Origin of the sequence: Mesorhizobium sp. CA10 (genome assembly GCF_020165285.1) — a bacterium.
Lineage (GTDB): Bacteria > Pseudomonadota > Alphaproteobacteria > Rhizobiales > Rhizobiaceae > Mesorhizobium.
This window is the reverse complement of sequence record NZ_JAIUHV010000005.1, coordinates 191435-210733: the sequence shown is the minus strand read 5'-3', so window position 1 is coordinate 210733 and position 19299 is coordinate 191435. Positions and strand designations below refer to the sequence as shown.

Genomic DNA, 19299 nt, shown 5'->3' with positions numbered 1-19299 from the left:
CGGTACGCCACGGCCCGCCATCGACCGGCGGGCCCTTACTCCACTCAATAACCCTGCGGCTTCGGCCACGGCATGGAGAACTGGTCGCCGCGCCGCACGAACTTGTAGCGGTAGAAGTGGAACCATAGCGAGATCAGGAAATAGAAGACGGTCATCGCGATCAACTGAGAGCCGAAGCCGAGGAAGATGGCGAAGAAAGTCACCATGCACAGGCAGAAGAGCACGATCGCCGGCAGCGGGTGGAAGGGGTGCGTGTAGCCGCGGCGGATCGAACCCAGCGGCCACTTCTTGCGGAACATCATGATGTTGATGCTCATGAAGGTGTATTGCAACACGCCCGACAGGATCGAGAAGGTGATCGCCTGGTTGAGATCGGCGATGAAGGCGAAGGCCAGCGCGATCGGCAGCAGGAACAGGATCGAGCGATAGGGCGTGCGATACTTCGGATGCACCGCCGAGAACCAGCTCGGCAGATAGCGGTCGCGGCCGAGCGAGAACCAGGCGCGCGCCGCGTCGTTGATGCAGCCATTGGCCGAAGCGAGCGCGGCCAGCAGCGTCGCGATGAAAAGCAGGTTTTCCAGCAGCGGACTGCCCGTCAGCTTGCCGGCGTCCCACAGCGGATAATAGGTGATGCCGAGATATTCCCAGGGCATCAGCGAGGCGCAGACATACCAGGTCATCGCGGCGGCGATCAGAAGCGTGATCATGCCGGCCATGGTGCCGTAAGGCAGCGAGCGCGCCGGCGAGCGCACTTCCTCGGCGGCCTGGGTCGTTCCCTCGATGCCGAGATAATACCAGATGCCGAACTGGAAGGCGGCGATGACGCCGATCCAGCCATAGGGCAGCGCATTGGCGGGGGTGACCAGTTCGTTGAGCTTCAGCACCGTGCCTTGCGTCCACGGGCTGACCGAGAAGAACAGGATGACGATCGAGACATAGGCGATCGCAGTGATGACGAAATTGACGTTGAGCGTCATCAGCACGCCGCGATAATTGAGCCAGGCGAGCACGACGATGGTGGCGGCGATGAAGGAGTTGTGCGTCAGCCCCTCGACGCCGGCCTTGGCGACGATCGTGTCGCCGAGCAGGATCGCGTCCGACACTTCCAGCATGGTGTAGGCGAACACCAGGAACAGCGCGACGTTGAAGGCCATCAGCGGCCCGACGATATGCTTGGCTTGCGCATATTGGCCGCCGGCGGCTGCGACGGTGGACGTCACCTCCGAATCGATCATGGCGACCGAGGTGTAGAGCAGTCCGACGACCCAGCAGACGATCAGCGCGGCGAGCGCGCCGCCCTTGTCGGCGGAGAAATTCCAGCCGGTGAACTCGCCGACCAGCACGATGCCGACGCCCAGCGCCCACACATGCGCCGGGCCGAGCACCCGAAGCAGCGAGACCCTGTCGCCGTGGATTGTCGTCGTTTGTGCCGTTTCAACCGCAGCCGTCATGTCAGTCCCCACTCAGATCCGGTGTTTTTCGGAAACGGCTTCAAGCTCGCCTTCACGGGAAGACGTCAAAGTCTCCTCGGAATAGGTCGTATCGACCTTGAACCAGTCGTAGAGCATCCACGCCGCAAGCACGACCGAGATGCCCCAGCAAACGTAAGACAGTCCCATCCACATGATGTCTTCCCCGGTCTCTTGTCGTCAAAGTCTCTTCGTCGTCGAAAGTCTCTTGTCGTCGAAGTCTATTTGTCGTCGAACTTCTCGTTGATGACCTCGCGATATTCCTTATCGGAGGCGCGGAACAGGAAGACGAAATAGGCGATCAGCACGATCGCCATGATGATCAGCGTCGGCCAGTCGATGATGTAGTGGAAGCGGTTCTGGATGATGTCGTGCGCCGTCTCCGGCGTGTAGCCCAGCTTCTCCCAGATCGAGGCCATGGTCGCGTTCTGGCCGAGCGCGTCCCAGGTCTTGGCATCGAGCGGGTCGATCGACTTCGCCGCCCCGGCAAACCCGAGTTTCAGCGGCAGCCAGAGCGCCACGAAGATTGCGACCACCACGACCGCGATGTCGAGGATCTGTCCGGCCTTGCTCTGCTCCGGCGGGGTGTAGCGAGCCATGGTTTCTCCCTTCACGATTGGCGGTTGCGGGCGGCGTCGGCGTTCTTGATGTCGAGCCCGTAGATGAAGTCCTTGTCTTCCTTGTAGTGGTTGAGCATGGCGAGGATCGCGGCGGTGTTGAAGATCAGCACCGCGGCGGCTGCAACCGCCACCACGAGCTTGATGCCGCTATGCGGAATGTATGGCCACGTCATCAGGAGGACGAAGAGGATCGTTGCCCACAGGCATACGATCAGGAGCACGGACCCACGCACGTCGGAACGGTACAGCGCTTCGATGCGCTGCTGCATGTCGGACATCGGTTTTCCCCTTCTGGCGACGTCCGGCCACACAACAAACCGGGCGTCCACTCTTTCAACAGAGTGAAATTTTTTTCATAAATTCCGCCCGATTCCCGAAATTGTCAAGCCGGATTTACGCATCGTAAACCGGTTGTTCCAAGGCAAGAAATTTGCCTGACAATGAAATTATTTGCTTCAAGGGGATTGCAGGGCTTCGCCGTTTGCGGTCAATATTCGACCAAGCTCCGCCACCAAGCAGGAGCAGGGAACAGCAACGGCTTAAATCGCACGGAGGACGATCGGATGACGGCATCCTGGAGATTCTCGACCCTGGCGGATCGCCATCGCGCGCTCGGCTCGAAACTCGAGGACTGGAGCGGCATGGGCACCGCCTGGACCTACGACAAGAATGCCGACGAAGAATATATCGCGATCCGCACCAAGGCTGGGCTGATGGACGTCTCCGGCCTGAAGAAGGTCCACATCACCGGGCCGCATGCCTCGCATCTCATCGACCTCGCCACGACGCGCGACGTCGAAAAGATCTATCCCGGCAAGTCGGCCTATGCCTGCATGCTGAACGAGGCCGGCAAGTTCACCGACGATTGCATCCTCTACCGCATCAGCCCCAACTCGTGGATGGTCGTGCACGGCTCCGGCACTGGCCATGAGGAGCTGCAGCGGGCGGCGATGGGTCGCGATGTCTCGCTGCGCTTCGATGACAATCTGCACGACCTTTCGCTGCAAGGCCCGACCGCGGTCGACTATCTCGCCAAGCATGTGCCGGGCATCCGCGACCTCAACTATTTCCATCACATGCAGACGCAGCTCTTCGGCTTTCCGGTGATGATCTCGCGCACCGGCTACACCGGCGAGCGCGGCTACGAGATCTTCTGCCGCGGCCAGGATGCCGGCACGATCTGGGACAGGATCCTCGAGGAGGGCAAGAGCGCCGGGATCATTCCCTGCCGCTTCACCACGCTCGACATGCTGCGCGTCGAGAGTTACCTGCTCTTCTACCCTTACGACAATTCCCAAAAGTATCCGTTCGAGAACGAAGGCCCCGGCGACACGCTGTGGGAGCTCGGCCTCGACTTCACCGTCAGCCCCGGCAAGACCGGCTTCCGCGGCGCCGAGGAGCATTATCGGCTGAAGGGCAAGGAGCGCTTCAAGATCTACGGCGTGCTACTCGACGGCAAGGAACCGGCGGATGAGGGCGCGCCCGTCTATCGCGACGGCAGACAAGTCGGCGTGGTGACCTGCGCTATGTATTCGCCGCTGGTCGAGAAATCGATGGGCATCGCTCGCCTCGACGTCGATTGCGCCGTCAAGGACACCAGGCTCGAGATTCGCAACCGGAGCGGCTCGATCAAAGCAACGGCGCAGCCCTTGCCGTTCGACGATCCCAAAAAGACCAAGCGCACGGCAAAAGGTTGAGGCATCATCAGCGGGAGGGCTTTCGGGGCACGAAGGAAAGAATGGCAGTCAAGACGATCATCAGCCGGCCCATTTACGGAACGCTGTCGCCGCAACCAGGCAAGCATCATCTGTTCATCGCCGATGCGGAAGGCGCGCTCGCGATAACGGACATGACCGGCAAGGCGCCGCCTGGCTTCTTCGACGGCGCCGAGATCGTCTTCATTCCGGGGCCCGAGGGGAAGCACATCGCCGCCCTCGAAGCGCTGAAGCCGATGCAACTTCACATCGCGCCGTCTTTCGCCAGCCTGTTGCCGCGGCTGAAGCAGACGCTGACCAACGCCCATATGGGCCTGCGCCTTTATCTTGCCGGCACCGAAGGCCTGATCGGCCAGGCAATGCAAGTAGCGCTTGAAGCTGGCATCGACCATACCTCCATTGCGACCGAGCATCGCGGCTCGCTGGCGCGGCGCATGCAATGCGTGCACTGCAAGGGCATCACCGAGAATGTAACGACGCAGCCGGCTACCTGCTCGCATTGCGGCCTGCTGCTTCTGGTGCGCGATCACTATTCGCGGCGCCTCGCGGCCTTCCAGGGCGTGTGCATCAATGCCGAGGATCGCTCCGAGATTCCTCCGATCGAGGAGGCCTTTCCATGAGCACCGGCACCACCAAGCTCGACGTCGTTGTCAGCGACGTCGTTCCCGTCAACGATCTCGTGACCCGTTTCCATTTCCGCCGTCGCGACGGCGAGCTGCTGCCGACCTTTTCCGGCGGCGCCCATGTCGTGGTCGAGATGCGCGACGGCGACCGCACCAGGCTCAATCCCTATTCGCTGATGGGCTCGCCGCTCGACACGCGCGAATACACGATCTCTGTGCGCCGAGACGATGCCGGCCGCGGTGGCTCGCTGTTCATGCACCGGCAGGTCAAGCCCGGCCTCGAGATGGTGATCAGCTATCCGGTCAATCTGTTCTCGCTGGATCTGCGGGCGAAGAAGCACCTGATGCTGGCCGGCGGCATCGGCATCACGCCTTTCATGGCGCAGACGTCGCAGCTGGCAGGCACCGGCGGCAATTTCGAATTGCATTACACTTGCCGCACCGCTTCGCTGGGCACCTATGCCGATGTGCTGCAGCAGCGCTATGGCAACCGGGTCAGGCTCTATCACGACGACCGCGAGGAGCGCATCGACCTCGAGCGGCTCTTGTCCTCGCAGCCGCTCGGCACACACCTCTATGTCTGCGGGCCGGCGGGCATGATCAACTGGGTGCGCGATCGCGCGGCTAGCCTCGGATGGCCGCCGGAGACCGTGCATTTCGAGCATTTCGCGGCCCCGCAGCCTGGCGCGCCGTTCGACGTGACCTTGGCCGTCAGCGGCAAGACGATTCGCGTCGGCGAGCAGCAGAGCCTGCTCGAGGCGATCGAAGCCGCCGGCGTCGACCCGCCTTATCTCTGCCGCGGCGGCGTTTGCGGCCAGTGCGAGACCAATGTGATCTCCTTCGACGGCAAGTTCATCCACAACGATCACTGGCTGAGCGAGGAAGACCACCGTTCCGGCTGCAAGATCATGCCTTGCGTCTCGCGTTTCGAGGGCAAGTCGCTGGTCCTGGAAAGATAGGAGGCGTCAATGGGCATCACCTTTCGCAAGGAAACGTTCCGGGACGACTACACGTTCAGGAACAGCCCGGAGCATATCCGGCGCTTTCCCTTCCCATTCAACGAAGACTCCTACATGTACGCGGTCAACATCGAGCCGCATGTGGTCGGCCCGAAGGGCAGCGTGCTCGAGAACCTGATCGACGTCGACGAGCACTATGTCGCCGAGATGCAGGACCGCGCGCTGGTGCTGGCCGAGGATCCACTGCGCTGCCAGTCGCTGCCGCATATGACGCTTGCCGGCTGGGACCTGCTCGAGCTTCTGATGGAGCAGCAGGCGCTCGGTTATCCCGAGCACTTCACACTGGAGCGAAACGGCGATCGCTGGCGCTGGATCAACCGGCCGCTCGGCATCGACGACACCTTCACCTTCGGCGACACCTCGACGCTGCCTTACGGGCCGATGGAATACATTACCCGCCAGAGCCAGGGCGATTTCTGTATCCTCGACCAGCGCGACGGCAATCTGTGGATGGATGCCGGCATGGTCACCACCCAGGCCGACTGGTCGCTCGACTTCGACATCGGCATGAATTTCTTTGAATGGCATGCGCCGGTGCCGCTGGCGCATGAGAAGGGCATTTTCACCCGCGCGCTGAAATTCCTCACCAACATCCAGCAGGGCAAGCCGGCACGGCGCCTCAACTGGACGATGACCATCAATCCGCGCCTCGACACCAGCCCCGAGAACTATCACAAATGGGGCCCGGACCGCGCCACGGTCACGCCCGAAAATGTCGGCCAGAAGGTGCATCTGCGCGTCGAATTGCAAAGCTTCTGGCGGCTGCCGCGTTCCAACGCCATCGTCTTCCCGATCCGTTGCTATCTGATAAAGATGGACGAGCTGGTCACGCAGCCGAAATGGGCGCGCCGCCTGCACCGCGTCATCCGCGACCTGCCGGAAGAGCTCGCCACCTATAAGGGCCTGACCCGATATAGGCCGACGCTGGTGGAATGGCTGTCGAAGCTCGACGACGGCAGTCCGACCAGCCCGGGGTTCGGGCCGGATTGAAGACTTGGGTTCCTCGCCCCCGCAAAGCGGGGGAGAGGTGTCCGCGAAGCGGACGGAGAGGGGGCCTTCGTAGGGCGCTCCCCTCTCCGTCTCGGCTTCGCCGAGCCACCTCGCCCCACTTTCGTGGGGCGAGGAACCAGAACGTCTCACCCGGCGCTGTTTTGCGGATAGCAGATGATCGACAGATACCGCATCGGCAGCCGCGTCAACTCTTCCGGGCCGTGCGGCGCGTCGGCGTCGAAGAACAGGCTGTCGCCCGGTTTCATCGGATAGAGATTGTTGCCGTGCCGGTAAACGACCTCGCCTTCGAGCATGTAGAGGAATTCCATGCCCGCATGCTGGAAAGTCGGGAACACGTCCGAATTCTCGGTCAGCGTGATGAGGTAGGGCTCGACGACGACGCCGCTGGTGTTGGCGCCGATATGTCCGAGCAGGTTGTATTGATGGCCGGCGCGGGTGCCGCGGCGCTCGACATCGACGCCTTCGCCGGCCTTGACGAAGACGGCGCTGTGCTCTTCCTCGAAACGCCGGAAGAAGGCGGTCACCGGAACGCCCAGCGCCCGCGACAGCGCCTGCAATGTCGTCAGCGATGGCGAGGTGATGCCGTTTTCGATCTTCGACAGCATGCCGAGCGAAATGTCGGTGGCGGTGGCGAGATCGGCGACGGTGATGCCGAGCTTCTTGCGGAACGCGCGCACCTCATGGCCGATCGCCACTTCCAGCACTTTCTCGCGCGTGTCGCGGATGGCGTGCGGATTTTGCGTCAACGGCGCGCGTATCGTGCGCCCGGCCGCCGAAACGCGCTTTAGCGGCGCCTTGCCCTTCGCTGCCGCATCGGTGGACCTGGTGCCGGAATTCTTGTTCGCCATGTCGCCCCCGACTCTCGCGGATTTATTTCACTCAAGGTGAACATATTCGGTGGCGATACAAGAGCGCAACCGCGACAGCAAGCCGCTGGCGGTTGCAGGGCGCGCCTGCTTCAACGTGACGCCGCCGCCTTTGCGCGCAAAAACCGTTTCACGCAAACGCCGCCGCCGCAGATGCTTGTTGACAGCACCAAAGACCCAATTACTGTCACTGTCAGTGAAATTTGTTTCGTGGGAGCAATTCCAGGAAAAGTGTCGAACGGTTTTCCGCCCGGAATTGCGTGAAGAAAAAAGTCGAAATCAAAAAAGGAGGAGGCCCGCAATGAAATCTCGTGTCGCCGTCATCGGAGCCGGACCGTCAGGGCTGGCCCAGTTGAGGGCCTTCAAGTCGGCCGCCGACAAGGGCGCCGAGATCCCGGAAATCGTCTGCTTCGAGAAGCAGTCTGACTGGGGCGGGCTGTGGAACTACACCTGGCGCACCGGCCTGGACGAGCATGGCGATCCGGTGCATGGCTCCATGTACCGCTATCTCTGGTCGAACGGCCCGAAGGAATGCCTCGAATTCGCCGACTACACCTTCGAGGAGCATTTCGGCAGGCCGATCGCATCCTATCCGCCGCGGGCCGTGTTGTGGGACTACATCAAGGGCCGTGTCGAGAAATCCGGCCTGCGCGACTGGGTGCGCTTCAACAGCCCGGTGCGCATGGTGACCTATTCCGACGAGACCGAGAAGTTCACCGTCACCGCGCATGATCGCACCAACGACGTGACCTACTCGGAGGAATTCGACAACGTCGTGGTCGCTTCAGGCCATTTCTCGGTGCCAAACGTGCCTTTCTTCGAGGGTTTCCCCACCTTCAACGGCCGCATCCTGCACAGCCACGATTTCCGCGACGCCATGGAATTCAAGGGCAAGGACATCTTGATCATCGGCCGCTCCTATTCGGCCGAGGACATCGGTTCGCAATGCTACAAATACGGCGCCAAATCGATCACCTCCAGCTACCGCTCCAAGCCGATGGGCTTCAAATGGCCGGAGAACTGGAAAGAGGTGCCGCTGCTGCAGAAGGTCGTCGGCAAGACGGCGCATTTCAAGGACGGCACGACCAAGGACGTTGATGCCATCATCCTGTGCACCGGCTATCTGCATTCCTTCCCCTTCCTCACCGACGACCTCAAGCTCAAGACCGCCAACCGGATGTGGCCGCTCGATCTCTATGAAGGCGTCGTCTGGGAGAAGAACCCGAAGCTTTTCTACATCGGCATGCAGGACCAGTTCTACACCTTCAACATGTTCGACGCGCAGGCCTGGTATGCGCGCGACGTCATCATGGGCCGCATAAAGCTGCCATCCGCCGAAGCGATGGCCGAGCACGGCGCCAAGTGGCGGGCGCGCGAGGAGACGCTGGAGGACGCCGAGCAGATGATCTGGTTCCAGGGCGACTACACCAAAGAGCTGATGGACCAGACCGACTATCCGGGCTTCGACGTCGAGGCGGTCAACCGCACCTTCATGGAGTGGGAGCACCACAAGATGGAAAACATCATGACCTTCCGCGACAACGCCTACCGCTCGCTGATGACCGGCACCATGTCGCCGGTCCATCATACGCCCTGGCTGCAGGCGCTGGACGATTCCATGGAAAGCTATCTCGAGGTGAAAGGCGTGGCGGCGGAGTAGTGCGGCGCGCTGGCGCCAATGTTCTCAGGCTCGACGCGCCTGATCTTCATCTTCAGCCGATCTCGAAGAAAGGCTTGCCGAGCAGGCCAGGGTTCACATCGATACCAAGGCCGGGGCCATCGGGAACGCCCATATGGCTGCCGGTCACCGGCGGCGCGTTCCTGGCCGTACGCACCGTCACCCATTCGTGGAAGGCGATGGCGTGCAGCCGGCGCTCCTGCGGCGTCGACAGCGACAGATGCGCCATGGCGGCGGTGTCGATCTCGGCGCCGCCGGTGTCCTCGACCGTGATCATGAAGCCGAGATCGACCGCGACGTCGCGGATCAGGCGGGTCTGCGTTACGCCGCCCAGTCGCGAGATCTTCAGCGTCAGCCCGTCGGCGGCGCCGCGGCGGTGGATCTCCAGCATCTCGCCCAGCGAGGTGACGGATTCGTCCAGCACCATCGGCTTGTCGAGCATGCGGCGCACCGACATGTTCTCCTCGATCGTCGTGCACGGCTGCTCGAACGTGTAGTCGATGCCGCGCGTGGCGTCGGCGAACTGGCGCGCCTGGTAAGGCGTCCAGCCGGCGTTGGCGTCACAGAAGATCACCGTGCCCTTCGGCACGGCGGCGGCCACTGCCGAGACCCGCTCGATGTCGTCGCGCACATTGCCGCCGACCTTGACCTGCAGGCGCCGGCAGCCTTCGGCGATGATCCTTTTGGCAAGTGCAGCCATCTGATCGAGCGTGCCGTGGGTGACGACCCGGTAGGTCTCGGCCATGTCGCTCTCGCGGCCGCCAAGCATGGTCACCAGCGGCACGCCGGCGGCGCGGGCAGCAAGATCCCAGCACGCCATGTCGAGCGCCGACTTGATGTAGGGGTGGCCCTTGAATGCCGTGTCCATCAGCCGGCCGATGCCGGCAAGGCCGCGTGGATCCTGGCCGATGAGATGCGGCGCGATCTCCGGCACGCCCGCGCGTGTGCCTGCGGGAAACGCGGCCGAGTAGAAATTGCCGAGCGGCGCCATCTCGCCCCAGCCGGTCTCGCCGCTGTCCGACGTGATGGCGACGATCACCGCGTCGAAGCAGTCGGCGATCCGCCCCTTGGACATGCGGTAGGGCCCGTCCACGAAGGGCTGCACGACATGATAGGCCTTGATGCTCTTGATCTTCACGTTTGTGTCCGTTGCAGGTCAGGTCATATTCCGGTGAACCGGCTGCAAGACAATCAGGTTGTCGACAATCCAACAAGGGAGCTAGCTGCGGATTCTGACTCCGGTGGTCGCGGCCCGACAATTGCAAGGGTCGGAGCGCTTCTTGAGATACCGCCGCGCCGCTCAGTCGTCAGATTGTGTTGCTATTTTCTCGACCACCTCTGGGCTGACATGCATGAAAGTCAGCTCGAAGGGAGACGGCAGAGCATCCGCCGATTCTTCGCCTCTTTGGATTGCATCTTTGACGACTGCGGCATGCATTCCTTCAATCATGGCAGCCAGGCCGTTGCGAGACTTGAATGCAGGACTTGAATGATTGTCATTCTCATCAAAGTGCGAAAATGCGCTGCGCACATGTATCTCAAAACATTCTTGAGGCGGAGCCTCGCTTATCCTTGACAACTCAGTGGCCAATTTTTGCAAAGCGTCGCGTGTCATATAGACGGTCAGGCCCGTGCAATCGATATACAAAGCCATGGTGTTTGGTGACATGAGGTGTCTTCCGTTAGGTGCCGATACTGACGTATTGCCTCGACGACCTTACCGCTGTGAATACCGCGCAAGCTAGGGGCGCTGTTGCCGGTTGGTATTGCGGACTCAGTGCCGCCCAACGAAACGGCGCCCTCGACGTGGGTATCGAGGGCGCCGTCGGACCGGAAACTGATGGGGGTTATCAGCTGGCCGGTTTCGGTTGCGGCAAGGGAGAAACCGGCATTCCGGGTCCGATCTTCTGCAAATTGCCCGTGATCACCTGGTCGGTCTCCGAGATGCCGGAGGTCACGGAAATCAGGTCGCCGTCGGTGGGCCCAAGCGACACCAGCTTCTGGTCGACGGTGTTGCCCTTGCCGATGACATAGAGGTATTTGCCGAGCTGGCTGGAACCCAGCGCCACCTGCGGCACCATCAGCGTGTTGGGCTGTTCCTTCACATGCAGCCGCACCCGCACATACTGTCCAGGCAGCAGCGTGAACTTGGCGTTGCCGATCGTGGCGCGCGCCGTGATCGTGCCGGTCGAGTGGTCGATCGTGTTGTCGATGAAGGTCAGCTCGCCCTTCTGGCTGGGCTGGGTCTCGCCGGGCAACAGCACGTCGACGGCGATCGGACCGGCGGCCTTCGCCTGCTCGATCTGCACCAGATCGCTCTCGCTCGGATTGAAGGTCACATAGATCGGATCGAGTTGCACCAGCGTGTTGAGCACTGTGCCGGCGACACTGACCAGCGTGCCGACCGAAGCCTGGTTCCGGCCAATGCGTCCCGAGAACGGCGCCTTGATCTCGGCATAGCCGAGATTGAGCTCGGCCGTCCGCACCGCCGCCTGGTCGACGGCAAGGGCGGCCTGGGCCGCGCGCAGATTGCTGGTGCGCTGGTCGAAGCTGTCCTTGTCCAGATAGCCGGCCTTGGCAAGGTCGGTGCCGCGGCCGAGATTGGATTTCGCATATTCGAGCGTCGCGCTATCGCGCTGCACCTGCGCCTTCGCCTGGTCGAGCGCGGCCTGATAATCATCGGGCGCGATACGGTAGAGCAGGTCGCCCTGCTTGACGTCGCTGCCGTCGGCAGCCGTCTGCTCCTGCAGATAGCCCGGCACGCGCGCCTGCAGCGTGATGCTGCGGATCGACTCCACCCGCGCCGCGTAGTCGAGATAGATCGGCAGCGTCTTCTTCACGACATTCACCACCGGCACCGGCATCACGAAGGCCGCCGGCGCTGGCGCCGCACCCGCTGCGCCGCCGCTCAAATTGCCCATGTCGAGAAAGTGCACGCTGGCCACCGAGATCGCGCCGAGCGCGACGGCCGTTCCCAAAGCGATTTTCCATCTACGCATAATTGATCTCCAATCTTATTCGGCCGCCTGGGCGAGCGGCTGAAGCGCCGGCTCGGCGGTCGGTTCAATTTCGTCTTGCTGAGGCGCATCGTCGTGCGCCTTGGCAGGTTTCCTTTCGCCACGTTCGCGCAACTGCTCGATCACGGCGTAGAAGACAGGCACGAAGACCAGCGACAGGACGGTCGCCGCCACCATGCCGCCGAAGACGGTGGTGCCGATCGATTGCCGGCTGGCTGCACCGGCGCCCGTCGCGAACATCAGCGGCAGCACGCCGAGGATGAAGGCGAAGGCGGTCATCAGGATCGGCCGCAGTCTCAGCCTCGCGGCTTCCATCGCCGCTTCGACGATGGTGAGGCCCTCCTCGCGCCGGCGTCTGGCGAACTCGACGATCAGGATCGCGTTCTTCGCCGCCAAGCCGATCAGCATGACGAAGCCGATCTGCGAGTAGACGTCGATCTGCATGCCGCGCAGCATCAGCACGAGGAAGGCGCCGAACAAAGCGAGCGGCACGGCGAGCAGCACCATGAAAGGCATCGCCCAGCTTTCATACTGCGCCGCCAGGATCAGGAACACGAAGACGATCGCCAGCCCGAACACCACCGAAGCGATCGATCCGGCCTTGAGCTCCTGGAAAGTGATGCCGGTCCACTCGTAGCCGAAGTCGCGCGGCAGCACATTCGCCGCCGCCCGCTCCATGGCCGCCACCGCCTGTCCGGACGAGAAGCCGGGGGCAGCACCGCCATTGATCAGGGCCGACGCGTTGTTGTTGTAATGCGGCACGGTCTCCGGCCCGACGATCGGCACCAGTCTGCCCAGCGTGCTCAGCGGCACCATGCCGCCCGACGCGTTGCGCACATAGAGCCGCGAGATGTCGGTGGCGTCGGCGCGCGCGTCCTTGTCGGCCTGGATGGTCACGCGGAAGGTGCGGCCAAACAGGTTGAAGTCGTTGACGTAGAGCGAGCCGAGATAGATCTGCAGCGTGTTGAAGACGTCCGGCAGGTTGAGGCCGAGCAGCTTCGCCTTGCTGCGGTCGAGGTCGTAGTTGAACTGCGGCGTCGAGGTCGAGAAGGATGAGAACAGCTGCTGCGGGTTGAGCTCCGGCTGCTTGCGCGCCTCGGCGAGCAGCGCCTGCGTGACGTCGTTCAGCGCCGCACTGCCGCGCCCGGACAAATCCTCGACCTGGAACTCGAAGCCGCCTGTGGTGCCGATGCCCGGGATCGAAGGCGGATCGAAGGAGAGCGCGAACGCATCCGGCATCTGCAGAAGCTTGCCGCGCACCTGCTCGACCAGTTTCGAGGCGCTCTGGTCAGGACCGCGTTCGTCCCATGGTTTCAGGATCGCGAACTCCACCGCCGAATTCGACTGCGCGGCGCTGGTTAGGAAGTTCAGGCCGCTGATCGAGCCGACGATGTCGACGCCGGGCGTCGATTGCAGGATGTCGCGCGCCCTTTGCGCCACCGCGTCGGTACGCTCCAGGGAAGCGCCGTCCGGCAGCTGGATGACGACGAAGAAATAGCCCTGGTCTTCCACGGGAAGGAAGGTCGAAGGCAGTTTCTGCCAGACGAAATAGGTGGCGACGAGGCCGGCCGCGAACAGGCCAAGCATGGCCCAGCGCAGCTTGATCAGAATGCGCACCCCATGCGCATAGGCATGCGACAGCCAGTCGAAGCCGACGTTGAACCAGCGGAACAGCACGAACTGGGTTTCGCCGCGATGGCGCAGGAAGGCAGCGCTCAGCGCCGGCGAGAGCGTCAGCGAGTTGAAGGCGGAGATGCCGACGGAGATCGCCACGGTCAGCGCGAACTGGTTATAGAGCCGGCCCGAGACGCCCGGGATGAAGGCGACGGGAACGAACACCGCCATCAGCACCGCCGTGGTGGCGATGATCGGACCGGTCACCTCGGCCATCGCCGCGCGCGTAGCGGCCAGCGGCTTGAGTCCTGCCTCGAGCTGACGTTCGACATTCTCGACCACGACGATCGCGTCGTCGACGACGAGGCCGATCGCCAGCACCATGCCGAGCAGCGAGAGCATGTTGAGCGAAAAGCCCAGCATGTACATCACCGCCAGCGTCGCGATCAGCGAGACGGGAATGGCGATGGTCGGGATGATGGTGGTGCGCCAGCTCTGGAGGAAGATGAACACCACCGCGACCACCAGCACCAGCGCTTCGCCGAGCGTGATCAGCACGTCGTGCATCGAGGCCGACACGAAACGCGTCGTGTCGTAATGCATGGCGTAGCTGACGCCCTTCGGGAAGCGCTTCGACAGCTCCTGCATCTTGTCCTTGACCCGCTGCTGCAGGTCGAGGGCGTTGGAGCCCGGCATCTGGTAGACGGCCAAAACCACGGTCGGGTCCTTGCCGAAGAAGGCGGAGGAAGAATATTGCAGCGCGCCGAGCTCGATGCGGGCGACGTCGCGCAGCCGCACAAGCGAGCCGTTCTGCGAATTGGCGCGCACGACGATGTCGCCGAATTCCTTCGGGTCGCTAAGGCGGCCTACCGCATTGACCTGCATCTCGAAGGCGGTGCCGGCGGGCGCCGGCGACTGGCCGATCTTGCCGGCCGCCACCTGCACGTTCTGTTCGGCGATGGCGTTCTGCACGTCGACAGCGGTGATGCCAAGATTGGCAAGCTTGTCCGGATCGAGCCAGACGCGCATCGAATAGCGGCGCTCGCCGAAGATCTGCACGTCGCCGACGCCCGGCAGGCGCTTCAGCGGGTCGACCACCTGCAGATAGGCGAGGTTGCTCAGCGCCACCGGATCGACCGAGCCGTCCGGCGAGGTCAGGTCGACGATCAGCACGAAATTGGGGTTCTGCTTCTTGATCGTCACGCCGCCCTGGTTGACGATGGCCGGCAGGGAGGATGCCGCTTGGCTGACGCGGTTCTGCACGTCGACCGCCGCCGTGCTCAGCGGATGGCCGACGTCGAAGGTGATGGTGATGGTGGAGGAGCCGTCATTCGAGCTCGTCGACGACATGTAGGTCATGCCTTGCACGCCGTTGATCTGCTGCTCGAGCGGGGTGGTGACCGTATCGGCCACGACCTGGGCGCTGGCGCCCGGATAGTGCGCGCTGACCACGACCTGCGGGGGCGTGATGTCGGGAAACTGCGAGACGGGCAAGAGGAAATAGGCGATCGCACCGGCGAGCACCATGATGATGGCGATCGCCGACGCGAAGATCGGGCGGTGGATGAAGAAGTTCACCATGATGCGGACGCCTCGCCGAACGGGTTTGCGAAATGGCGCAGGCGCCGGGCCCGGCCGGAGCCGGAATCCTGCAGGAAGGATGGCGGGATGTTGCCCGGCGCCTGGTCAGCCGCGCGCTGGCGCAGCATCCGTTCGAAGGCTTTGGGGTCGATCCCGTCCGCCTTCATCACCAGCCGGATCATCGGATCCCGGATGGCTTCGTCGATCGTCAGGTCTTTGCGCTTTTGCATAGGAGTGGCTCCTTGCTCGGTCCGCATCGCTTGATCACGAACCGCTTTTTCTCGTTCTTCACCGGCCAAAGCCGCATGACAGGCAGGTTTTGCGTCCTATCTCACTCTGGCAGGGCTATCGGAGGGCCTTGTCGTTTGACGGCGAGTGATATAGGTGTTACCAGTAAGTAACATGCTGGAAGTTACAGACCGGTAACACCATAGTCAAGAGGTGGCGACGGTTTTTTTGGAAACGACGAAAGGAGAGCATGATGACTGACGGCGTTGCGGAGCGTTCCCGTCCCCGGGATCGAATCCTGGAGACGGCGCAGGACATGTTCCACAAGCACGGCATCAAGGGTGTGGGCGTCGATGCCATCACCGAGGCTGCCGGCACCAACAAGATGACGCTTTACCGTCACTTCGAGTCCAAGGACGAATTGATCGTCGAATGCCTGCGCGCGACGGCGGCGAAGGCTTCGAGGATCTGGGACGAGTTCGAGGCCAAGCATCCCGGCGACAAGCTCGCCCAGTTGCATGCTTGGGTGCAAAAGGCTTCGGAGCTGCTCAGCGCCGACAGCCGCGGCTGCGACATGGCCAATGCCGCCGTCGAGCTCACCGAGACCGATCACCCGGCAAGGCGCGTCATCAAGGAACTGAAGGAGGCCCAGCGCGAAAAGCTGGTCGCGCTTTGCCGCGATGCCGGCATCGGCCAGGCCGAGCTTCTCGCCGACACGCTGTCGCTGCTGCTCGAAGGCGCGCGCGTCTCGATGCAGAGCGTCGGTGCCGAAGGTCCGAGCGCGCAATTCGTGCGCATGGCCGAAAGCCTGATCGCCTCGTTCCGGGCGCGCTGATCTCTTCGCCTCGTCCTGATTCTGTTATGCTGTTCCGGAAACGGGCGCTAGACGATGGGTCAGGCAAGTTTTCCGGAGATGTATGAGCGCTGGCTCGTGGGTCCTCTCTTCCGCCCCTGGGCCGAAGTGACCTTCGAAGACCTGAAGCTGTCTCCAGGCCATCGTGTGTTGGACATCGCCTGCGGCACGGGAATAGTTGCCCGGGTTGCCAGGGAACGGCTCGGTGCCGCCGGATATGTCCTCGGCATCGACATCAACGCAGATATGCTTGCTGTCGCGCGCACCGTGGCGCCAGACATCGATTGGCGCGTAGGCAATGCCGGTGCACTGCCTCTCCATGACGGAGAGCAGTTCGATTTGATCGTCTGTCAACAAGGGCTGCAGTTCTTTCCCGATAAGTCCGCTGCGGCGGCGGAGATGCGGCGAGCACTGGCGCAGGGCGGCCGGCTGGCCGTTGCCACGTGGCGCCCCGATGAGGAAATCCCCTTCTTTCGGGATCTCCGCCGCGTCGCCGAGCGCCTCCTCGGCCCAGTGGTGGACCTGCGCCACAGCTTTGGGAATGCGGCGCCGATCGAGGTGCTGCTCCGGGACGCCGGCTTCCACGACGTCCGATCAAGGACAATATCGCGCAGGATACGCTTTGAGGACGGGGCGCCTCTCCTGCGGTTGAACACGATGGCCCTGGTCGGCATGAGCGCCGCCGGCAAGGCAATGGCCGATCAGGAACGCAAGCACGTCGTGGAGGACATCGTGAGCGGGAGCGCGCCCGTGCTGCAGTCTTATGCGGATGGATCGGGGGTCGCTTTCGAACTCAGCTCCAATCTGGTGACGGCGAAAGGCTAGGCGCGTATCTGGTCAGCATTAGGTAGCTTCGCCTCCGCCTTTGGCACGCAAAGAAAAGCCCGCTGCCGGGAGGAGGTGGCAGCGGGCTCGATTTCGAATACGGCACGGGAGGAGGTGTACCGCACTCAGCGTCGGCATCACATCTGGGAGGAGGAGACGGCCGACACCCAGATAAATACGGGGTGCCTAACGATTCGGCAATTGCGAAACCTGCATAGCTGCTGTGCAGAATTGCGGGATCAATCGTCAGACAAATAAGCGAGCGGCGCGCTCCGCGCTACTGCGCCGGGACGTTTTCCTTGAAGATCAGCCGCGGCTCGATGAATTTCTTCGTCAGGTATGGCGCCGACGAGGCAATGGAGCCGAGCAGGCGGATCACCGACTGCTCCGCGATCAGCCGCGCATTCTGGTCGATGACGACGTCGGCAAGATCGTCGACGAGATAGCGCCGTGTTTCCCTGGTCAGATCGTGGCAGATGAAGACCGGCTTCAAACGCGGCTTGACCTCGAGCAACGCCTTGGCCACGCCGGAGCGTCCAGCGCCGACGCAATAGATGCCGAGCAGATCCGTTTCGTCGTGCAGCGCCTTGACGGTCGCGCGGTAGCTGGCGTCCGGGTCGTCGTTGCTTTCGGCCGCGCTTGAGACCGTGAGGTCGGGAAATTCTTCGGCGAGCACCGAACGAAAGCCCATCTCGCGCTCCTCGTGGCCGCGATAGGAGCGCGAGCCGACCACCATCGCCAGATGTCCCCTACGGCCGCCGAGGAAGCGGCCCATCAGCAGCGCCGCCGTGCGGCCCGCCACCCGGTTGTCGATGCCGACATAGGCCGAGCGCGGTGCCGCCGGCACATCCGAGATCAGCGTGACCAGCCTGATCCCGGCATCGACCAGCTCGCGCAGGATGTTGCGCGTGCGCGGATGGTCGACGGCGATCACGCCGACGCCATTGGCCTTGAGCGACAGGTTCTCCATGGCACTCTGCAGCGTGCCCGGCGAAATGCCGGCAAGGTTATGGATGCGGCAGGAAGCGACCAGCGGCAGGCGCGCCGCATACTCCTCGATGTGATGGGCGAGATCGGCCATGAAGGCATTGGATCCGATCGGCAGGAAGAATTCGAGATGCGCCGGCTTCGACGGCAGCACGACCTGGTCGAGTGTCGGCAGATAGCCGAGCTGCTTGGCCGCCTCCAGCACGCGCTGCCGGTTGGCAGCGCTTGCACCCGGGCGGTTGTTGAGCACCCGGTCGACGGTCGCGGTCGACAGGCCGCAGCTCCGGGCGATATCGGCTACGGTGGCTTTCATGGGTCCAGTCATAGGCGCTGATGCAATCCTGTGCCAGCGGCGGGCGTGAAGCGGCTGCCGGCCGCCGATCCGCCTGCCGGTCAGCCCTCAGCCATGCTGCGGACCGTCGGCGATGGCGTCGCGGATTTCCTTGTCCGACATGCCGGTGATGACGCGCTCGACTTCGGCGACCGTCGTCTTTTTCGGATCGATGTCGTCGGCCACCACCTTGCCCCGGCGCATCACCACGATGCGGTCGACCACCTGGAAGACGTGATGGATGTTGTGCGCGATGAAGATGCAGGAATGGCCGGAATCGCGCGCGCTGCGCACGAAGCTCAAGACCCCTTGCGTCTCGGCGACGCCGAGATTGTTGGTCGGCTCGTCGAGGATGATGAGATCGCTGTCGAAATGCATGGCGCGCGCGATCGCCACCGCTTGGCGCTCGCCGCCCGACAGCGAGCCGATCGGTGTTGTCGGCGGGATGTTCTTGGTGATGCCGACCTGCTTGAGCAGGTCGCGCGCCACCGCGTTCATCGCGTCCTGGTCCATACGGTTCAGGAAGCGCGGCGCCTTGATCGGCTCGCGCCCGAGGAACAGGTTGCGCGCGATCGACAGCTGCGTGACCAGCGCCGAGTCCTGGTAGATCGTCTCGATGCCGTGGGCGATGGCGTCGCTGGTGCTGCGCAGCGTGACCTTCTTGCCGCGGATGTAGATGTCGCCGCTGGTCAGCGGCACGGCGCCCGACAGCACCTTGATCAGCGTCGACTTGCCGGCGCCGTTGTCCCCCAGCAGGCCGACGATCTCCTTTTCATTGACGTGGAAATTGGCGTCCACCAGCGCCTGCACGCGCCCGTAGGACTTGCGGATATTTTCCATGCGGATGAGCGGTTCGGCCATC

19 protein-coding genes are annotated in these 19299 nt (G+C 63.0%); 7 read left to right on the top strand and 12 right to left on the bottom strand.

Annotation, left to right across the window (positions count from 1 at the left end; translation table 11 throughout):
* Positions 1 to 44: 44 nt before the first annotated feature.
* The 4 genes from LB535_RS13385 to LB535_RS13370 form a co-directional block, all read right to left on the bottom strand.
* The gene (locus LB535_RS13385; protein ID WP_224632514.1) at positions 45 to 1451 is read right to left on the bottom strand and encodes an APC family permease; all 1407 of its coding nucleotides are present in this window, start codon (positions 1449 to 1451) and stop codon (positions 45 to 47) included.
* A 12-nt stretch (positions 1452 to 1463) separates the two neighbouring features.
* Positions 1464 to 1625 (bottom strand): hypothetical protein, encoded by a 162-nt coding sequence (locus tag LB535_RS13380; RefSeq protein ID WP_095768770.1) that lies wholly within the window; start codon positions 1623 to 1625, stop codon positions 1464 to 1466.
* A 65-nt stretch (positions 1626 to 1690) separates the two neighbouring features.
* The gene (locus LB535_RS13375; RefSeq protein ID WP_095768769.1) at positions 1691 to 2068 is read right to left on the bottom strand and encodes a hypothetical protein; all 378 of its coding nucleotides are present in this window, start codon (positions 2066 to 2068) and stop codon (positions 1691 to 1693) included.
* 11 nt (positions 2069 to 2079) lie between these two features.
* Entirely contained in the window at positions 2080 to 2367 is a 288-nt protein-coding gene (locus LB535_RS13370; RefSeq protein ID WP_095768768.1) for a hypothetical protein, read from the bottom strand.
* 285 nt (positions 2368 to 2652) lie between these two features.
* On the opposite strand from LB535_RS13370, the gene LB535_RS13365 reads away from it, so the two are divergent.
* From LB535_RS13365 to LB535_RS13350, 4 genes are read left to right on the top strand one after another with little or no spacing between them, the layout of a single operon-like run.
* The gene (locus LB535_RS13365) at positions 2653 to 3786 is read left to right on the top strand and encodes an aminomethyltransferase family protein (protein ID WP_224632513.1); all 1134 of its coding nucleotides are present in this window, start codon (positions 2653 to 2655) and stop codon (positions 3784 to 3786) included.
* A 41-nt stretch (positions 3787 to 3827) separates the two neighbouring features.
* Positions 3828 to 4424 carry a dimethylamine monooxygenase subunit DmmA family protein gene (locus tag LB535_RS13360; RefSeq protein ID WP_140844223.1) on the top strand — a complete coding sequence of 199 codons (597 nt, stop codon included), beginning with the start codon at positions 3828 to 3830 and terminating at the stop codon, positions 4422 to 4424.
* Positions 4421 to 5386: a PDR/VanB family oxidoreductase gene (locus LB535_RS13355; protein ID WP_224544341.1), complete on the top strand. Its 966-nt coding sequence runs from the start codon at positions 4421 to 4423 to the stop codon at positions 5384 to 5386. The genes LB535_RS13360 and LB535_RS13355 overlap by 4 nt, the downstream gene beginning before the upstream one ends.
* Before the next feature lie 9 nt (positions 5387 to 5395).
* Positions 5396 to 6436 carry a heme-dependent oxidative N-demethylase family protein gene (locus LB535_RS13350; protein WP_140747989.1) on the top strand — a complete coding sequence of 347 codons (1041 nt, stop codon included), beginning with the start codon at positions 5396 to 5398 and terminating at the stop codon, positions 6434 to 6436.
* A 146-nt stretch (positions 6437 to 6582) separates the two neighbouring features.
* On the opposite strand, the gene LB535_RS13345 is transcribed toward LB535_RS13350, so the two are convergent.
* Positions 6583 to 7305: a helix-turn-helix domain-containing protein gene (locus LB535_RS13345; protein WP_095768763.1), complete on the bottom strand. Its 723-nt coding sequence runs from the start codon at positions 7303 to 7305 to the stop codon at positions 6583 to 6585.
* Positions 7306 to 7624: 319 nt separating this feature from the next.
* Here LB535_RS13345 and LB535_RS13340 point away from each other — a divergent pair, with 319 nt between their 5' ends.
* Entirely contained in the window at positions 7625 to 8983 is a 1359-nt protein-coding gene (locus tag LB535_RS13340) for an NAD(P)-binding domain-containing protein (RefSeq protein WP_224632512.1), read from the top strand.
* Between the two features lie 52 nt (positions 8984 to 9035).
* On the opposite strand, the gene LB535_RS13335 is transcribed toward LB535_RS13340, so the two are convergent.
* The 5 genes from LB535_RS13335 to LB535_RS13315 form a co-directional block, all read right to left on the bottom strand.
* A complete protein-coding gene (locus LB535_RS13335; protein ID WP_224632511.1) occupies positions 9036 to 10139 on the bottom strand; it encodes a mandelate racemase/muconate lactonizing enzyme family protein in 1104 nt (367 codons plus the stop codon).
* Between the two features lie 162 nt (positions 10140 to 10301).
* Positions 10302 to 10670, bottom strand: a complete 369-nt coding sequence (locus tag LB535_RS13330) for a hypothetical protein (protein ID WP_224632510.1) — start codon at positions 10668 to 10670, stop codon at positions 10302 to 10304.
* Between the two features lie 181 nt (positions 10671 to 10851).
* Positions 10852 to 12000: an efflux RND transporter periplasmic adaptor subunit gene (locus tag LB535_RS13325; RefSeq protein WP_140844218.1), complete on the bottom strand. Its 1149-nt coding sequence runs from the start codon at positions 11998 to 12000 to the stop codon at positions 10852 to 10854.
* Between the two features lie 15 nt (positions 12001 to 12015).
* Positions 12016 to 15213, bottom strand: coding sequence for an efflux RND transporter permease subunit (locus LB535_RS13320; protein ID WP_224632509.1), 3198 nt, complete (start codon positions 15211 to 15213; stop codon positions 12016 to 12018).
* Positions 15207 to 15443 carry a hypothetical protein gene (locus LB535_RS13315; RefSeq protein WP_095768759.1) on the bottom strand — a complete coding sequence of 79 codons (237 nt, stop codon included), beginning with the start codon at positions 15441 to 15443 and terminating at the stop codon, positions 15207 to 15209. Before LB535_RS13315 ends, LB535_RS13320 begins: the two co-directional genes overlap by 7 nt.
* A gap of 251 nt (positions 15444 to 15694) precedes the next feature.
* On the opposite strand from LB535_RS13315, the gene LB535_RS13310 reads away from it, so the two are divergent.
* Positions 15695 to 16276: a TetR/AcrR family transcriptional regulator gene (locus LB535_RS13310; RefSeq protein ID WP_140544202.1), complete on the top strand. Its 582-nt coding sequence runs from the start codon at positions 15695 to 15697 to the stop codon at positions 16274 to 16276.
* Positions 16277 to 16330: 54 nt separating this feature from the next.
* A complete protein-coding gene (locus LB535_RS13305) occupies positions 16331 to 17119 on the top strand; it encodes a class I SAM-dependent methyltransferase (RefSeq protein ID WP_224632508.1) in 789 nt (262 codons plus the stop codon).
* Between the two features lie 277 nt (positions 17120 to 17396).
* Here the strand turns inward: LB535_RS13305 and LB535_RS13300 are convergent, their stop codons facing one another.
* Together LB535_RS13300 and LB535_RS13295 are read right to left on the bottom strand one after the other, a co-directional pair.
* Positions 17397 to 18419 (bottom strand): LacI family DNA-binding transcriptional regulator, encoded by a 1023-nt coding sequence (locus LB535_RS13300; protein WP_224632507.1) that lies wholly within the window; start codon positions 18417 to 18419, stop codon positions 17397 to 17399.
* 87 nt (positions 18420 to 18506) lie between these two features.
* Positions 18507 to 19298: an ATP-binding cassette domain-containing protein gene (locus LB535_RS13295; RefSeq protein ID WP_224632506.1), complete on the bottom strand. Its 792-nt coding sequence runs from the start codon at positions 19296 to 19298 to the stop codon at positions 18507 to 18509.
* Position 19299 lies beyond the last annotated feature (1 nt).

Bases quoted from the DNA above. Each gene is read 5' to 3' on its own strand.
- LB535_RS13385 (WP_224632514.1), bottom strand. From the start codon at position 1,451: ATGACGGCTGCGGTTGAAACGGCACAAACGACGACAATCCACGGCGAC.
- LB535_RS13380 (WP_095768770.1), bottom strand. From the start codon at position 1,625: ATGTGGATGGGACTGTCTTACGTTTGCTGGGGCATCTCGGTCGTGCTT.
- LB535_RS13375 (WP_095768769.1), bottom strand. From the start codon at position 2,068: ATGGCTCGCTACACCCCGCCGGAGCAGAGCAAGGCCGGACAGATCCTC.
- LB535_RS13370 (WP_095768768.1), bottom strand. From the start codon at position 2,367: ATGTCCGACATGCAGCAGCGCATCGAAGCGCTGTACCGTTCCGACGTG.
- LB535_RS13365 (WP_224632513.1), top strand. From the start codon at position 2,653: ATGACGGCATCCTGGAGATTCTCGACCCTGGCGGATCGCCATCGCGCG.
- LB535_RS13360 (WP_140844223.1), top strand. From the start codon at position 3,828: ATGGCAGTCAAGACGATCATCAGCCGGCCCATTTACGGAACGCTGTCG.
- LB535_RS13355 (WP_224544341.1), top strand. From the start codon at position 4,421: ATGAGCACCGGCACCACCAAGCTCGACGTCGTTGTCAGCGACGTCGTT.
- LB535_RS13350 (WP_140747989.1), top strand. From the start codon at position 5,396: ATGGGCATCACCTTTCGCAAGGAAACGTTCCGGGACGACTACACGTTC.
- LB535_RS13345 (WP_095768763.1), bottom strand. From the start codon at position 7,305: ATGGCGAACAAGAATTCCGGCACCAGGTCCACCGATGCGGCAGCGAAG.
- LB535_RS13340 (WP_224632512.1), top strand. From the start codon at position 7,625: ATGAAATCTCGTGTCGCCGTCATCGGAGCCGGACCGTCAGGGCTGGCC.
- LB535_RS13330 (WP_224632510.1), bottom strand. From the start codon at position 10,670: ATGTCACCAAACACCATGGCTTTGTATATCGATTGCACGGGCCTGACC.
- LB535_RS13325 (WP_140844218.1), bottom strand. From the start codon at position 12,000: ATGCGTAGATGGAAAATCGCTTTGGGAACGGCCGTCGCGCTCGGCGCG.
- LB535_RS13320 (WP_224632509.1), bottom strand. From the start codon at position 15,213: ATGGTGAACTTCTTCATCCACCGCCCGATCTTCGCGTCGGCGATCGCC.
- LB535_RS13315 (WP_095768759.1), bottom strand. From the start codon at position 15,443: ATGCAAAAGCGCAAAGACCTGACGATCGACGAAGCCATCCGGGATCCG.
- LB535_RS13310 (WP_140544202.1), top strand. From the start codon at position 15,695: ATGACTGACGGCGTTGCGGAGCGTTCCCGTCCCCGGGATCGAATCCTG.
- LB535_RS13305 (WP_224632508.1), top strand. From the start codon at position 16,331: ATGGGTCAGGCAAGTTTTCCGGAGATGTATGAGCGCTGGCTCGTGGGT.
- LB535_RS13300 (WP_224632507.1), bottom strand. From the start codon at position 18,419: ATGAAAGCCACCGTAGCCGATATCGCCCGGAGCTGCGGCCTGTCGACC.
- LB535_RS13295 (WP_224632506.1), bottom strand. From the start codon at position 19,298: ATGGCCGAACCGCTCATCCGCATGGAAAATATCCGCAAGTCCTACGGG.